Source organism: Nonomuraea sp. NPDC049709, from assembly GCF_040674815.1.
Classification (GTDB): domain Bacteria; phylum Actinomycetota; class Actinomycetes; order Streptosporangiales; family Streptosporangiaceae; genus Nonomuraea.
This window is the reverse complement of sequence record NZ_JBFANM010000100.1, coordinates 24,353-38,602: the sequence shown is the minus strand read 5'-3', so window position 1 is coordinate 38,602 and position 14,250 is coordinate 24,353. Positions and strand designations below refer to the sequence as shown.

The 14,250-nt window shown below is 72.7% G+C and carries 13 protein-coding genes; 6 read left to right on the top strand and 7 right to left on the bottom strand.

Annotated features, from left to right (window positions below):
• Nucleotides 1-57: 57 nt before the first annotated feature.
• The 3 genes from AB0J69_RS54015 to AB0J69_RS54005 are packed head-to-tail and all read left to right on the top strand — an operon-like array spanning nt 58 to nt 5,170.
• A complete protein-coding gene (locus AB0J69_RS54015) occupies nt 58-633 on the top strand; it encodes an SIS domain-containing protein (RefSeq protein WP_364135448.1) in 576 nt (191 codons plus the stop codon).
• Nucleotides 618-3,212, top strand: a complete 2,595-nt coding sequence (locus AB0J69_RS54010) for a glycoside hydrolase family 38 C-terminal domain-containing protein (RefSeq protein WP_364135445.1) — start codon at nt 618-620, stop codon at nt 3,210-3,212. Before AB0J69_RS54015 ends, AB0J69_RS54010 begins: the two co-directional genes overlap by 16 nt.
• On the top strand, nt 3,209-5,170 hold the full coding sequence (locus AB0J69_RS54005; RefSeq protein WP_364135442.1) for a hypothetical protein: 1,962 nt from the start codon (nt 3,209-3,211) through the stop codon (nt 5,168-5,170). The genes AB0J69_RS54010 and AB0J69_RS54005 overlap by 4 nt, the downstream gene beginning before the upstream one ends.
• A 12-nt stretch (nt 5,171-5,182) precedes the next feature.
• Here the strand turns inward: AB0J69_RS54005 and AB0J69_RS54000 are convergent, their stop codons facing one another.
• Nucleotides 5,183-5,800 carry a TetR family transcriptional regulator gene (locus AB0J69_RS54000; RefSeq protein ID WP_364135439.1) on the bottom strand — a complete coding sequence of 206 codons (618 nt, stop codon included), beginning with the start codon at nt 5,798-5,800 and terminating at the stop codon, nt 5,183-5,185.
• A 22-nt stretch (nt 5,801-5,822) separates the two neighbouring features.
• Here AB0J69_RS54000 and AB0J69_RS53995 point away from each other — a divergent pair, with 22 nt between their 5' ends.
• Nucleotides 5,823-6,743 carry an NAD(P)-dependent oxidoreductase gene (locus tag AB0J69_RS53995; protein WP_364135436.1) on the top strand — a complete coding sequence of 307 codons (921 nt, stop codon included), beginning with the start codon at nt 5,823-5,825 and terminating at the stop codon, nt 6,741-6,743.
• A gap of 225 nt (nt 6,744-6,968) precedes the next feature.
• Here the strand turns inward: AB0J69_RS53995 and AB0J69_RS53990 are convergent, their stop codons facing one another.
• Nucleotides 6,969-8,255 (bottom strand): erythromycin esterase family protein, encoded by a 1,287-nt coding sequence (locus AB0J69_RS53990; protein WP_364135433.1) that lies wholly within the window; start codon nt 8,253-8,255, stop codon nt 6,969-6,971.
• Between the two features lie 128 nt (nt 8,256-8,383).
• On the opposite strand from AB0J69_RS53990, the gene AB0J69_RS53985 reads away from it, so the two are divergent.
• The gene (locus AB0J69_RS53985) at nt 8,384-9,106 is read left to right on the top strand and encodes a TioE family transcriptional regulator (RefSeq protein WP_364135430.1); all 723 of its coding nucleotides are present in this window, start codon (nt 8,384-8,386) and stop codon (nt 9,104-9,106) included.
• Between the two features lie 90 nt (nt 9,107-9,196).
• Here AB0J69_RS53985 and AB0J69_RS53980 read toward each other — a convergent pair whose 3' ends face one another.
• The gene (locus tag AB0J69_RS53980) at nt 9,197-9,493 is read right to left on the bottom strand and encodes a hypothetical protein (protein ID WP_364135428.1); all 297 of its coding nucleotides are present in this window, start codon (nt 9,491-9,493) and stop codon (nt 9,197-9,199) included.
• Between the two features lie 115 nt (nt 9,494-9,608).
• Between AB0J69_RS53980 and AB0J69_RS53975 the strand changes: the two genes are divergently transcribed.
• Nucleotides 9,609-10,328: a DUF6882 domain-containing protein gene (locus AB0J69_RS53975; protein WP_364135426.1), complete on the top strand. Its 720-nt coding sequence runs from the start codon at nt 9,609-9,611 to the stop codon at nt 10,326-10,328.
• 115 nt (nt 10,329-10,443) lie between these two features.
• On the opposite strand, the gene AB0J69_RS53970 is transcribed toward AB0J69_RS53975, so the two are convergent.
• From AB0J69_RS53970 to AB0J69_RS53955, 4 genes are read right to left on the bottom strand one after another with little or no spacing between them, the layout of a single operon-like run.
• Nucleotides 10,444-11,031: an ATP/GTP-binding protein gene (locus AB0J69_RS53970; RefSeq protein WP_364135423.1), complete on the bottom strand. Its 588-nt coding sequence runs from the start codon at nt 11,029-11,031 to the stop codon at nt 10,444-10,446.
• Nucleotides 11,012-11,389 carry a DUF742 domain-containing protein gene (locus tag AB0J69_RS53965; RefSeq protein ID WP_364135420.1) on the bottom strand — a complete coding sequence of 126 codons (378 nt, stop codon included), beginning with the start codon at nt 11,387-11,389 and terminating at the stop codon, nt 11,012-11,014. The genes AB0J69_RS53970 and AB0J69_RS53965 overlap by 20 nt, the downstream gene beginning before the upstream one ends.
• The gene (locus AB0J69_RS53960; protein ID WP_364135417.1) at nt 11,386-11,805 is read right to left on the bottom strand and encodes a roadblock/LC7 domain-containing protein; all 420 of its coding nucleotides are present in this window, start codon (nt 11,803-11,805) and stop codon (nt 11,386-11,388) included. Before AB0J69_RS53960 ends, AB0J69_RS53965 begins: the two co-directional genes overlap by 4 nt.
• A complete protein-coding gene (locus AB0J69_RS53955; protein ID WP_364135414.1) occupies nt 11,802-14,210 on the bottom strand; it encodes a nitrate- and nitrite sensing domain-containing protein in 2,409 nt (802 codons plus the stop codon). Before AB0J69_RS53955 ends, AB0J69_RS53960 begins: the two co-directional genes overlap by 4 nt.
• Nucleotides 14,211-14,250 lie beyond the last annotated feature (40 nt).

Genomic DNA, 14,250 nt, shown 5'->3' with positions numbered 1-14,250 from the left:
TGGTGGGCGCCGGCGCCGTCGCCCATGACCTCCTGTCCGGACTCTGAGGAAAGACGCATGCCTGAACTTCCCCCGGTGCTCGCCGACCACGTAGCAGGGCACCTCGCCGCCGCGCGCGGCATGGCGGCCCTGCTGCCCGCCGTCGAGGCCACCGCGGACCTGCTCATCGAGACCTTCACCCGCGGCGGAACCCTGTACACGATGGGCAACGGCGGCAGCGCCGCGGACGCCCAGCACCTCACCGGCGAGCTGATCGGCCACTACAAGCGCGACCGCCGGCCGCTGCCCACGGTGACGCTCACGACCGACGCCACCGTCATGACCTGCATCGCCAACGACTACGCCTACGAGGACGTCTTCGCCCGGCAGGTCCAGGCGCTGGCCCGGCCGGGCGACGTGGTGGCCGCTTTCACCACCAGCGGAAACTCGCCTAATGTGGTCAACGCCCTCGAAACCGCGCAGGTCAACGGCGCGGTGACGGTACTGTTCGGTGGCGGCGACGGCGGGAAGGCCGCCCAGCACGCCGACCACCTCCTCCTCGCCCCCAGCTCCGAGACCCCGCGCATCCAGGAGATCCACACACTGATGCTGCACATGATCAGCGACAAGGTCGACGCATGGGCGGCCGCGTGACCAGGCGCCCCGACCCCATGTCGAGGGCCCCCATGTCGAACGCCCCCTCCGGCAGCCAGCCGCGCGGCCTCCCGCGGGCCCCCCGCCCCGCGGCCACCCCCGACCGCACCCTGCACATGATCGGCAACGCGCACCTCGACCCGGTGTGGCTGTGGCCGTGGCAGGAGGGCTACCAGGAGGCGCGGGCCACGTTCTGGTCGGCGATCCACCGCATGGACGAATACCCGGACTTCGTCTTCACCTGCGACCAGGTCGTGCTGCTGTCGTGGGTGGAGGAGTCGGACCCCGAGCTGTTCGACCGGATCCGGGAGAAGGTCGCCGAGGGCCGGTGGGTGATGACCGGCGGCTGGTGGGTGGAGCCCGACTGCAACATGCCGTCGGGGGAGTCGTTCGTCCGCCAGGGGCTCTACGGCCAGCGCTACCTGAAGGAGAAGTTCGGGGTCACGGCGTCGGTCGGCATGAACGTCGACCCGTTCGGCCACAACGCCATGCTGCCGGCGATCCTGCGCGGCCAGGGCATGGACTCCTACTGCTTCCTGCGCCCGGGGCCGCACGAGAGCGAGCTGCCCGGCACGATGTTCTGGTGGGAGGCGCCCGACGGGAGCCGGGTGCTGGCCTACCGGATCCCGTTCGAGTACTGCAGCCCGCCCGGCGAGGTCGCGGGCCAGACCGAGAAGGCGCTGGGCCAGCTCGACCGCTCGCTCGGCGACCTGATGATCTTCTACGGCGTGGGCAACCACGGCGGCGGCCCCACCAAGGCGAACATCGAGTCCATCCACCGCTACGACCGGATGGGCACGTTCGGCGAGCTGACGATGTCCTCGCCGCGCCGCTACTTCGACGAGATGGCCAAGCGCCTGGGCGAGCAGGGCCTGGCCGAGCTGCCGGTGTGGCGCGACGACCTGCAGCACCACGCGGCCGGCTGCTACTCCTCGCACTCCGGCATCAAGGCGTGGCAGCGCAGGGCGCAGGCGGCGGTGCTGTCGGCCGAGCGGTGGGCGGCGATCGCCGGCCACGACGCCCGCGCCGACCTGGAGCGGGCCTGGAAGCAGGTGCTGTTCAACCAGTTCCACGACGTGCTGCCCGGCTCGGCCATCGAGCCCGCCTACGACGACGCCCGCGACCAGCTCGGCGAGGCCGTCGCGATCTCCAAGCGGATCATCACCAGGGCGCACAACGTGATCGCCCGCGACATCGACGTGCCCGAGGAGGCCGGCACGCAGCCGGTCGTCGTCTTCAACCCGCACCCGTGGCCGGTCACGACCCGGGTCGAGATGCAGTACGGCCTGGCCCCCAACGGCGTGCACGTCGTGGACGCCGACGGCGCCGACGTGCCCTGCCAGCGCACCCAGTCGGTCGCCACCACCGACGACAAGGGGCGCGGCGCCACCGTCTTCCGGGCCGAGCTGCCCGCGCTGGGCTACCGCCTCTACCGCCTGCGCCAGGGGCCGGGCGCGGTCCCGGCCGGCACGCTGCTCGCCTCCGAGCACCACCTCGAGAACGACGTGCTGCGCCTGGAGCTCGACCCCGTCACCGGCTGGCTGTCCAGCCTGGTCGACAAGCGCACCGGCGTCGACCTGGTGGCCGGGGCGACCGGCGAGCACACGCAGATCTGCGAGGACCCGACCGACACCTGGGGTCACCGCGTCATCTCCTACGACTGGCCGGGCGAGGCGATGGTCACCACCGACATCGTGCTGCGCGAGCACGGTCCGCTGCGCGCCCGCATCCGGGTGGAGCGCGAGTGGGGGCGCTCCACGATGGCCGAGGAGTTCATCCTGGGCGCCGGGGACGACGACGCCGTCGAGGTGCGGGTCACGCTCGACTGGCGGGAGCAGGCGCACCTGATGAAGCTGCGCTTCCCGGTCGCGCTGGAGAGCCCCGTAGCCACGTACGAGATCCCGTTCGCCCACCTGAACAGGCCCATCGACGGGGCCGAGGAGCCCGCGCAGTCGTGGGTGGACCTGTCGGGCGCCGTGGCCGGCAGGCGCGCCGGGCTGGCCGTGGTGAACAACGCCAAGCACGGTTACGACGTCTCCCCGCCGGGGCCCGGGCGCAGCCACAGCATCGGCATCACCGCCGTGCGCAGCCCGGTCTACTCCTGGCACGACCCGCGGCTGCTCGACCCGGACGGTTACTACTCCTTCCAGGACCAGGGGACGCAGCGGTTCTCGTACCTGCTGGTGCCGCACGGCGGCGACTGGCGGGCGGCCGGGCTGACCCGGCGGGCCGCGCTGCTCGGCTCGCCGGTGCGGGCGATGCTGGAGAGCTTCCACGACGGCCCCCTGCCCAGCGCCCGCGCGTACCTGGACGACGGGGGCGGGCAGGTCATGGTGACGGCGGTGAAGCTGCACGAGGACGCGCCGCGCGACCTGGTGGTGCGGGCCGTCGAGAGCACGGGCCGGCCCGCGGTCGCGACGCTGAGCATCCCGGTGGCCGGGATCCGGCTGACGGCCGACTTCGGGCCGAGCCAGATCCGTACGTTCCGGATCCCGCTCGACGATCCGCTCTCGGCCGTGGAGACGGACCTGGTGGAGCTGGGGGTGCGCAAGGGCGCGTTCACGGTGGAGCCCTGGTGATCGCGGACGCCGCCGAGCCGTCGCCGCTCGCCTCTTCGCCGATCGCCCTCTCGCCGCCCGCGGAGCCGCCCTCCGCCGCGGGGGCCGGTATGTCGCCCGTGGTGGCGGTCGCCGACCCCGACGGGGGCGAGGTGCTCGTCGAGGTGCCGGGCGGCGGGCCGTACACCGTCGGGTGGCACTGGGGCGAGCGCCTCCCGACGGGCCGCCGCGAGCTGCGCCTGCACCTGCGGTACGACGGCACGGAGCCGGCCTCCGGGACCGTGCGCGTCAGCAGGTCGGTGGCCGCCGTCGCCGACCCGTGGTGGCTGATCCCCGGCCTGTTCTACGGCGAGAACCGGCCGGCGGCGTGCCAGCGCGTGTTCCCCCGCTTCGAGGCGGGCGCCGACCGGCCCGAGGAGATGGTCTCGGCCCGGTGGGGCTTCCGTGCCGACCGGGCCGCCACCCCCGCCGTCATGGTGTGGGGCGACGCCTCCGGGACCGCCCTGATCGCGGACGAGGAGTCGGCGCTCGGCCCGACCGGCCTGGCCATCGGCCACGAGGCGGGGCGGGCGACGATCGAGCTGCTGTTCCCGTACCAGGAGTTCCCGGTCACGTACTACGGCTCGGCGCTGCCCCTGCCCGCCGAGGCGGCGGCGCACGTGTGGCAGCCCGGGGAGTCGCACGTCCTGACGCTGGCGACGTGCCCGCTGCCGGCCGACCGGCACGCGTACGCGCCGGTCCTGCGCGAGGACCGCGACCTGCGCCTGCCCGCCGCCCCCGTCGAGCCGTGGGAGGACGTGGCCGCGGCCGCCGACATCGCCGCCGAGGGCCTGTACCGGTGGCACTACGACCCCGACCCCGGCGTGCTGCTGGAGACGGTCGGGTTCGACCGGGAGGTGAGCGGCACCAACGGCGAGCGGGTGGACCGGCAGGCCATGCACGTCGGCTGGGTGAGCGGGATCCCGTGGGCGGCGGCGCTCCTGGAGCACGGGCTGCGGAGGGGACGTCCTGAGCACGTCGCCGCCGCCGAACGGGTCATCGACTTCATCTGCGCCAACCTGTCGCCGTCCGGCACGTTCTGGGGCGTCTGGTACCGGCGGTCGGGCTGGTCGCAGAGCTGGAGCCACGTCAAGGACGCCCTGCACGCGCGCACGCTGGGGGAGGCGACCCTGTTCCTGCTGCGCGCGCTGCGCCACCGGCCGAACCCGGCCTGGGCGGCGGCGGCCCGCTCCAACCTGGACGCGATGACCGCCCGCCAGCGCCCCGACGGCAACCTCGGCACCCTCCACCACGCCGCCACCGGCGAGGTGCTGTCCTGGTCGGGCGCCTCCGGCTTGACCTGGGTGGCCGCCCTGGCCGAGTCGGGGGACCCCGCCCACCTGCGGGCCGCCGAACGCGCCGGCGACTACTACGCCGCGTTCGTCGAGGACGAGTTCGTCTACGGCGCGCCCGAGGACGTCGACCTGGCTCCGACCTCGGAGGACGGGTACGCGGCCGTGATGGCGTACATGGCGCTCCACCGGCGCACGGGCGCCGCGCGCTGGCTGGACCTGGCCTGCCGCGCCGCCGACTGGATGCTCACCTTCCGCTACACCTACAACGTGCGCTTCGGCCCCCGCACCCCCTTGGGCGTGTACGGCTTCGCCACCCGGGGCGCGGACCAGGCGTCGCCGTCCAACCAGCACCTGCACGCGTACGGGCTGGTGTGCACCGCCGAGCTGGTGGAGCTGTCGGAGGCGCTCGGGGACCCGTACTACGCGGAACGGGCGCACGAGACGCTCGACTGCTTCCGCCAGCTCCTCCCGGCGGCCGACGGCGACCTCAACGCCTACCGCGGCATGATCACCGAGCGCTACTACCAGACGGACTGCTTCCAGCCGAAGGGCATGTACCTGACGCTGTCGCACGCCTGGAGCGCGGGCGTGCTGCTGCTGGCCTGCGAACAGGTCCTCGCGTCCCGGCCGTTGCAGGCGAGGTAGTACGGGCGGAGGTCAGGCAGGGGGCGGGACGCGCAGCGTGGCGGCCGCGTGCCGCACCCATGCCGCCAGGAAGCGCTCGGGATCGAGGTCGCCCGGCGTGTGGCCGATCATGATGCGCAGCAGCGGGTAGTAGGTCAGCGACGCGAGCAGCACGGCCGCCGTCGCCTCCGGATCCTCGGCCTCGACGTGGCCCCGCTCGCGCTGCGCCCTGATCCAGGCCGCCCCCTGCGCGTAGACGCCCGCCAGCACGCCCTGCCACATGCGCTCGAACAGCTCCGGGAACCCGTCGAACTCCCGCAGCATGATCCGGATCAGCCCTCGATCCTCCTCGATCACCTCCCAGACCACCCGTGCCATCCGCTCCAGCGCCACCCGCGGCTCCTCGGCGGTCGCGTCGGCGGTCGCCTCACTGCCCCGAGTGGCGATGCGCTCCAGGTCGAGCCGCACCGCCTCCTCCAGCAGCGCCTGCTTCGACGGGAAGTGCTTGTAGAGCGCACCCGAGCCGGTCGTCAGCCCGCAGGCCGCCTGGATGTCGGCCACCGAGGTGGCGGCGTAACCGCGGGTGGAGAACAGCCGGACGGCCTCGTCGATGAGGCGCTGCCGGGTGACGCCTGGTGTGGATCTCGCCATGGTAAGAGAGTACTCTCTCACTATGCGCGTATTCGTGACGGGCGGCACGGGCGCGATCGGCGGCCACGCGGTGCCGGCGCTGGTCACGGCGGGACACGAGGTGACCGCCCTGGCCCGCACCCCCGCCAAGGCCGCCGCGCTGGAGCGGCAGGGGGCGACGGCCCTGGCGGGAGTGTCGCTGTTCGACCGGGCGGGGCTGGCCGCGGCGTTCGCCGGGCACGACGCGGTGGTCAACCTGGCGACCGCGATCCCGTCCATGAGCCGCTTCATGAGCGCGCGGGCGATGCGCGACAACCTGCGCGTGCGCGTGGAGGGCTCCGCCGCCGTCGCGGACGCCGCCCTCGACGCCGGGCTCGGCCGCGTGGTGCAGGAGTCGGTCAGCATGCTCTACCGCGACCAGGGCGACCGCTGGATCGACGAGGACTCCCCGGTCGACCACTACCCGCTGACCCGCGGCAACTTCGCCGCCGAGGCCAACGCCTGCCGCTTCGCCGCGACCGGCGGGGGAGCGGCCGTGATCCTGCGCCTCGGCTGGTTCCTCGGCCCCGGCGCCGAGCACAGCGAGCAGCTGTTCGCCCAGGCCCGCCACCACATCGGCATGATCCTGGGCCACCCGGCCGGCTACGTCTCCTCGATCCACCTGTCCGACGCCGCCTCCGCCGTGGTGGCGGCGCTGGGGGCGTCCGGGGGCACGTACAACGTCGTGGACGACGAGCCCCTGACCAAACTCGCCTACGCGAACGCGGTGGCCCGCGCCGCCCGCACCCGCCCGTGGGTCCGGGGGCCGGGGCGCGCCGCGTACCTCCTGGGTGACCGCCTCACCTCGCTCACCCGCTCGCTCCGGGTCAGCAACGCCCGCTTCCGCAAGGAGACCGGCTGGGCGCCCCGCTACCGGAGCGCCCGCGAGGGCTGGCTCGCCACCGCCCGCACCCTGACCTCCTGACCTCAGCGATCGCGGCATCCCGTGGCGGCTGTGAGAAGCCCGCACGCCGCGCGTTGTTTCAAGCCGAACGTTCGCGACGACACCGCCGAGAGCGCTGACCACTGGCCCGGGAAGCTCGCCTCGGAAGTGGAGAAGGCACTGAACGTCCCGAGGGCCGACATCGAGACCGCCTGCCGTTCCGTGACGATGGCTGGGCCGCCTTGGCGTGATTCCCAAAAACGCTCGTCAGCCGTCCACCGGGCGCTGGGCGACGTCCTTGATGAAGACGATCCCGTCGATGTCGGTCAGGTGGCCGGGGTCCAGGGGGAAATAGCCGTAGTTCGCGGCGATGTCGGTGCGCAGGGACGGCCGGTGATCGCCGAGGGACGCGGCCAGCGCGCGGGAGTCGACGAGGTAGCGGTCGCCCGGGAGCGTGGACAGGATTCCCTCGACGGTGTCGGGGTGCGGGGTGGGCAGGCCCTGGTGGCGTACGGAGCCCAGGGCCGAGGCCAGGAAGGCGTAGCCGTCGCCGAGCCGGGCATCGGCGATCGAGCCCGCGCTCCACCAGTCCAGCTCCATGTCGGCGAGCTGCCAGGTGCTCTTCTCCCGCTGGAGGTGGCGGTTGTGGGCGTTGACCAGCGTCGGGCCGTAAGGGGCGAGGGCGAGGAGGTTGTCGGCCATCATCGCGTCGCGCAGGGCCATCAGCCGCCACACCCGGTCCGCGGACGTGTCGGCCATGCCGGCGTGGTAGCGGAGCAGGCCCGCGGCGGTGCGGCCGCACAGGGACGCCCGCCACCACTCGTCCGGCGAGGTCGCGGGGATGAGGTGCGGCGCGTGGGCGGTGAGCAGTGCCACCAGGTCGTCCGTGAGCAGGCGCAGCTCGGCGACGTCGGGGGAGTGGCCCACGGACCGGGACGGGTCCATGGCCGCGGCGGGGTCGGTCCAGCGGGCGTCGTCGCCGATCAGGCGGTCGAGGGTGTCCGGGGAGCAGGGGAGTGAGACGCCGTGGCGGGCCAGGTAGCCGTGGAGCGTGGTGAGGGCCTGGCGGGGGGTGGCGGCGACGGTCATCTCCAGGGGGCCGTCGAAGCCGAAGAAGCGCAGCCGGTCCGCCGCGGGGCGGGCCTCGTTGTACGCGCGCATCCACCGTACGAGCTCGCGGTTCCCCTCCCACTCCCCGGCCCCGTGGCTGAAGCCGCGCTCCATGACGTCGTCCAGCGTCCCGGAGCCCTCCGTGACGTACGCGTCCACGGCCAGGCCCGCCATGCAGTCGCTCTCGAGCGCGAACGATCGGAAACCCGCGTGCTCGACGAGCTCGCGGAAGATCATGTTACGCAGCTCGAGGTAGGCCTCCTCGCCGTGCATGGCCTCGCCCAGGCCGAGCAGCTGGGGCCGGGCCGGCAGCGAGCGGAGGAACGCGGTGACGGCGGAGACCCCCTCGCCATCGCCCTCGCCGTCCAGGTCGCGGGCGGCGTCGACGGCGGACTCGCGGGCTGCCTCGACGGCGGCGTCGCGGGCGGACGGATCAGCGGCCATGACCATTCCTGTTCTCCTCGCCGTACTGCGTGCATGCCTTCAACGGTATCGTTGAACTCTCTGTTGAAACTTGTGCGGCCGTCCATGGCATCGCCGCAGCTGAACCCTCAACCCAGGCGAGGTGCTCCATGCCCGACGGGCGACTCCGGCCGGTGGATCTGGCGCGCGAGCACGGCCTGTCCACCCAGGCGGTGCGCAACTATGAGGAGGCCGGCATCCTGCCGCCGGCCGGGCGTACCGCGAGCGGTTACCGTGCCTACACCGGCCTGCACGCCTGCGCGCTGCGGGCGTTCGTCGCGCTGGTGCCCGGCTTCGGGCACCAGACGGCCACGTCGATCATGCGGGCGCTGCACCGGGACTCGACCGACGAGGCGCTGAGGACGATCGACGAGAGCCACGCCCAGCTCCTCGACGACCGCCGCACCCTCCAGGCCGTCGAGCAGGCACTGCGCGACCTGGCCCCCTCCGTCCGGCCGGGGGCCTGCGATCCGCCGAGCCCCGGCGTCACGTTCATCGGCCCGCTGGCCAGGAGGCTGGGGATCAGGCCGGCGACGCTGCGCAAGTGGGAGCGGGCCGGGCTGGTCCGGCCGCGCCGCGACCCCCAGACCGGTTACCGCGTCTACACGGCGGCCGACGTACGCGATGCCCAGCTCGCCCACCAGCTCAGACGCGGCGGCTACCTACTGGAGCAGATCGCCCCGCTGCTGGCGCAAGTGCGCGCGGCGGGCGGGCTGGCGCCCCTGGAGACCGCCCTGCGCGACTGGCAGGACCGCCTGTCGGCGCGCGGCCGCGCGATGTTGCGGGGGGCCGCCGAGCTGGACGCGTACGTGGGCCGGCGCGAGACCGGGTGAGGAACGTGCCTCGCGGAGCCCGGGGCGAACGGCGGCATCCCGAGCCCGGCGACGTCATCGCCATGCACGGAGGCCGGCCCGTGGCGGGCGTCAGGCGAACGGGAAGAACTCGGTCTCCTGCCAGAACTCGTCGTCCTCACGCACCAGCATCGACACCCCCGTGACCCGCGCCGCGAGCGGCAGTGCGGCGGCCACGGCGGCCTCGTCCACCACCACGCCGTGCCCGAGGGTCAGGTGCGGCACGATCGCGTCGTGCACCCCGCCGTAGGGAGGCGCCTCCGGCCACCGAGCGACCACGTCCTCCGTCAGCCGCCACCGCCGCACCAGCGGTTCGGCGGCCTCCGGCACCTTGACGATGAGCGCCGTGTCACCCGCCTTGAACTCCATCCTCCGCCTCCCCCCCCTCGCCCACGTGACCACGGAACGATCACTCGACACCGTACATTCGGACAATCCCTAAAGAATCTCGCAAATCCCATCGGGGCGCTCTAGTGTGCGGGACGTGCAGAACTCGCTCACCTTCCCCAACCTCCTCGACGACGCGGCCCTGCTCTCCCTCGAGCACCAGCTCCATCTCGAAGAGGTCCTCGGTGACCACAGCTGGCACGTGGACCTGCAGCGGCAGCACTTCGAGTTCACCGGCGACCGTACGATCACGTGCACCGGCCTCCACCTGCTCGGCAGCGCCGCCCCCGGCCCGGGCACGTGGTTGTGGGCCTGGGCGAACCAGTCGGGCTTCCCGCCCGCGGTGGCGGCGATGTCCGCGAGGCTGCGCGACTTCGGCCGGCAGTACGGCATCCAGGAGCTCGCCTCCCCGGAGGTCCCGTTCAGCGCGCTCCCCGGCTCACCGGAGGAGCCCCACCTCGTCGCCGCCTTCCTGACCGAGGCGGCCAAGGCGGTGACCGGCCACTGGACCTCGTACAACGGCGACGCCGGCGGCGGGACGCGGGCGGCGTTCCTGGTGGAGCACCCCGACTTCAGCCTCCCCCCGCCCGAGCCGGCCCGCGTCATGCGCGTCATCCAGCAGGCGATCATGGGCCTCACGCTGACCGATCATAGGCGCGCGCTGCACAGCTACGCCGTGAAGCGGGGGCTCGGCGCGGAGTTCGGCTCCGACCAGGCCCGCCTCACGGGGCCGGGCTTCGAGGCGGTCGCGGACTTCGACGTGTACGGCCGCGTGGCCGGCATCAGGGCCACCATGTCGTCCCCGCAGGGCGGCTAGAGCCCGCTCCGAATGCGGTGCGCGGACCTCCGCCCGGCGGCCCGTGGCGAAGCCGCGAGCCCCGGACAGACGCGGCCCGGGCCGACGGCGAGGACCACGCTTGCCGGACCCGGGGTCAGCTGCCGACCGGTTCGGCGCGGAGGCGGGCCGAGTGCTGGACCAGGGTGATCAGGACCTCCCGGCTCGAATCGCGTTTCCGGGCGTCGCACATGATGATGGGGATCGACGGGCCGAGCTGCAACGCCAGCCGGACCTCCTCCAGCTCGAACGTCGGCGCCCCCTCGAAACAGTTGACCGCCACCACGAACGGCGTCCCCCGCCGCTCGAAGTAGTCGACCGACGGGAAGCAGTCCGCCAGGCGGCGGGTGTCGGCCAGGATGACGGCGCCCAGGGAACCCTCCGCCAGCTCGTCCCACACGAACCAGAACCGCTCCTGCCCCGGCGTCCCGAACAGGTACAGGACGTAGTCGTTGCCGAGGGTGATCCGGCCGAAGTCCATCGCCACGGTGGTGGTGCGCTTGGCCTCCACCGAGGTGAGGTCGTCCACACCGATCCCGCGGTCGGTCAGCACCTCCTCCGTACGCAGCGGCCGGGTCTCGGAGACCGCGCCCACCATCGTCGTCTTGCCCGCGCCGAACCCGCCGGCGACCAGGATCTTGATCGCCGTCGGCAGGCGCGGACGCTCAGAGCGAGCGAAGACCATCGAGCACCGCCCTGTACATCTTCATGTCGTGCATGTCCACCTCGGATCGTGGTTCCTGGGCAGAGACGAGTTCGCGATCGAACAGGTCGCCGAGCAGCACCCTGATCGTGCCGGCCGGCAGGTCCAGGTAAGCGGCTATCTCGGCTACGGACTTGGGTTCGCGGCAGAGCTGCAGGATGCGCAGGTGCTCGGGGTCCAGCCCGGCGTCGGGTCCCGGCGGCGGGCCGACGGCCAGGGCCATGGAGATCAGGTCGAACCTGCCGTGCGCAGGCTGGGTACGGCCACGGGTGACGACGTAGGGCCGGATGATCTCCGGATCCACCCAGTGCTCGTCCGTGGGCTCGTCCGGGCCTCTCACCGGTCGCTCCTGGCGATGGCCTCGGCGTTGCGGGCTCCCGAGGTGAGGTACTGGCCCACCCGGGCGACCATCATCGCCATCTCGTACGCCACCAGCCCGATGTCGGCGTTCTGCGCGCACAGCACGGCCAGGCAGGCCCGCTCGCCGGCCGTGGTGACGATGAGGAACTGGTTCTTCCACTCCACGACCGTCTGCCGCACCGGACCGGCGGAGATCTGGTCCGAGACGCCCTTGGCCAGGCTCTGCAGCCCGGAGGCGACGGCGGACAGATGCTCGCCGTCGGTCCGCTGCAACCCGGCGGAGGAGGCCATCAGCAGGCCGTCGGACGACAGCACGATGGCGTGTTCGGCCTCCTTGACGCGGCCGCAGAGGTCGTCGAGCAGCCAGTTGAGGTCGGTGCCGGACGTGGGAGTCATGCCTCACCTCCGGGCTGGGACTGCTCGTCCAACATCTTGGCCGCTTGCGACCGTCCAAGACGGGTGCCTGACTGCAGGGATCCCATCATCGCGCGGATCTCCTCCGGCGAGCGCTCGTCATCGTCCTCCTCGAGGTCGGGCTGCGTGGGTGTGTCGTCACGCAGCGCTGGCGCCAGGTTGGCCTGGGGCACGCGCAACGGCAGCCCCGACGGTGTGAACTCGGCCACAGGCTGCTGCTCCGGTTCGGCCGGCGTTTCGGGTCGTGGTTCCGGGGTGGGCTCCGGTGCGGGTTCGGGCCGGGAAACGGCGGGCTGCCGCGGTTCGGCGGGCGGGCGGGAGACGGGCGGAGGCGAGTCAGGCCGCTGGGGGGCGGACTGCTGGGGGACCGAGGGGGCCGGGACTGCGGTGGGGCGAGCGGGGAACGTGCGCACGTTCTCGGCCGTGGCCGGGCGCGTCGCCGTCGCCACGGCCGGCTGCCGGCGCGGCAGCCGCTCCCGCCCGTCGCCGTCCTGCGGCTCGGGGGTGGGGTCGAGCTGTACGAGCTCCTGCGGCAGCAGCACCACGACCGTCGTGCCACCGTACGGCGACGCCTTGAGCACCACCTGGATCTCGTGCCGCCGGGCGAGCTGGCTGACCACGTAGAGGCCCAGGCGGGCGGTGCCCGTGATGCGGAACTCGGGCGGGTCGGCGATGCGCTCGTTGGCCGCGTCGAGGTCCTCGGGCTTCATGCCCAGGCCGCGGTCCTCGATCTCGATCACGTACCCGTTGGCCACGAGCTGCCCGCTGACCTGCACGTTCGTGTAGGGCGGGGAGAACGACACGGCGTTCTCGATCAGCTCGGCGAGCAGGTGGATGACGTCACCGACGGCCCGGCCGACGAGCACGACGTCGCCCATCGGCAGCAGCGTGACCCGCGTGTAGTCCTCGACCTCGGCCAGCGCGCCGCGGACCACGTCCACCATGGGGACGGAGCGCCGCCACGTACGGGCGGGGGAGGAGCCGGACAGGACGATGAGGTTCTCCGCGTTGCGCCGCATGCGGATGGCGAGGTGGTCGAGCCGGAAGAGCTCCTTCAGCTCCTCGGGGTCGGTCTCGCGGCGCTCCATCACGTCCAGGACGGTGAGCTGGCGGTGCACCAGGCCCTGCGTCCTGCGCGCCAGGCTGAGCAGGATGTCGCGGATGCTGCGGCGCAGCTCCGCCTGCTCGGCGGCGACGCCGACCGCGGTGCGCTGCACGGTGTTGAACGCCTGGCCCACCTGGCCGATCTCGTCGTCGCCGAAGTCGAGCGACGGCGCCTCCTTGGCCACGTCGACCTCCTCGCCGCGGCCGATGCGCTCGACGATGCCGGGCAGGCGGTCGTCGGACAGCTCGTGCGCCGCGTCGCGCAGCTTCTTGAGCTGGGCGAGCAGCTGCCTGGTCGTGGTGATCGACAGCACGATCGAGGCGACGACGGCCACCAGGCCCAGGCCACCGGCCAGCACCAGGCGGACGATGACGCCCACGGCACCGGGCACGGCCCGCTCGACCAGCCGGTCGCCGCCGTCGGCGATGAGCTTCTCCAGCGACGCGCGGGCGGGCTCGGTGACGGCGCGCCACTCCGAGCCGGTCACGGCCGGCATGACGCCGCTGTCCGGCTGCTGGGCGAGCCGCTGCTCCAGCGCGCGCAACTGCTGCACCGCGCGGCTGTTGGCCCAGACCTGGTACGCCGCCGCGTCCTCGGGCACGAGCTGTGCCGCGGCCTTCTCCAGCGAGATGCGGTAGAAGCCGGACAACTGCACGAACTCGGTGTGCTCCGCCCGGGTGAACCCGCCCTTGGCCAGCGCTCCCGCGACGAGTGCGTCCTCGCGGGCCAGGTACTCGCTCGACTGGCTGATCGCCAGCATGGTCCGCGCGTCCTTGGCGATCTCCTTGTCGTCCAGCGAGGCCACGGAGTCGAACATGCGATAGAGCGAGTCGATGACGTTGTTGTAGGAGTCGGTCGCCTGGGCACGGTCGAGCCGGCCGCTGTCGATCGTCTTCCGTACCGCGGCGAGCCCCTTGACGGTCTCGAGCGTCTCGTCGATGCGACGCGTCAGCGCGGCGTCCGCCGCGAACCGGACGGTGGTGCTGGTCGCCGACTCCACCAGCGTGTCGTGCGCCGTGTCGGTCTTGGCACGCTGGTCACGCAGGGTCTTGTCGGGCAGCCGTCCCGAGCCGCCAAGAGCCTCCGCCGTGAGCCGGCGCTCCCGTTGCAGCTCCGCGAGGAGCACCTCGCTGGGCTGTACGGCGCCGCTGTCGACCGTGGTGGCTCCCACCAGGTTCACGCCTTCTCGCAGAGTGACCCAGGCGGCGAAACCCCATAGTGCGACCAGTGACACCAGCAGGGCTGTCACCTTGGCCCGCACGCTTGAGTTGCGCAAACGCATATAAACCGTCCAGGTCAGAGGGCCGCGTCAAGCCAGATGT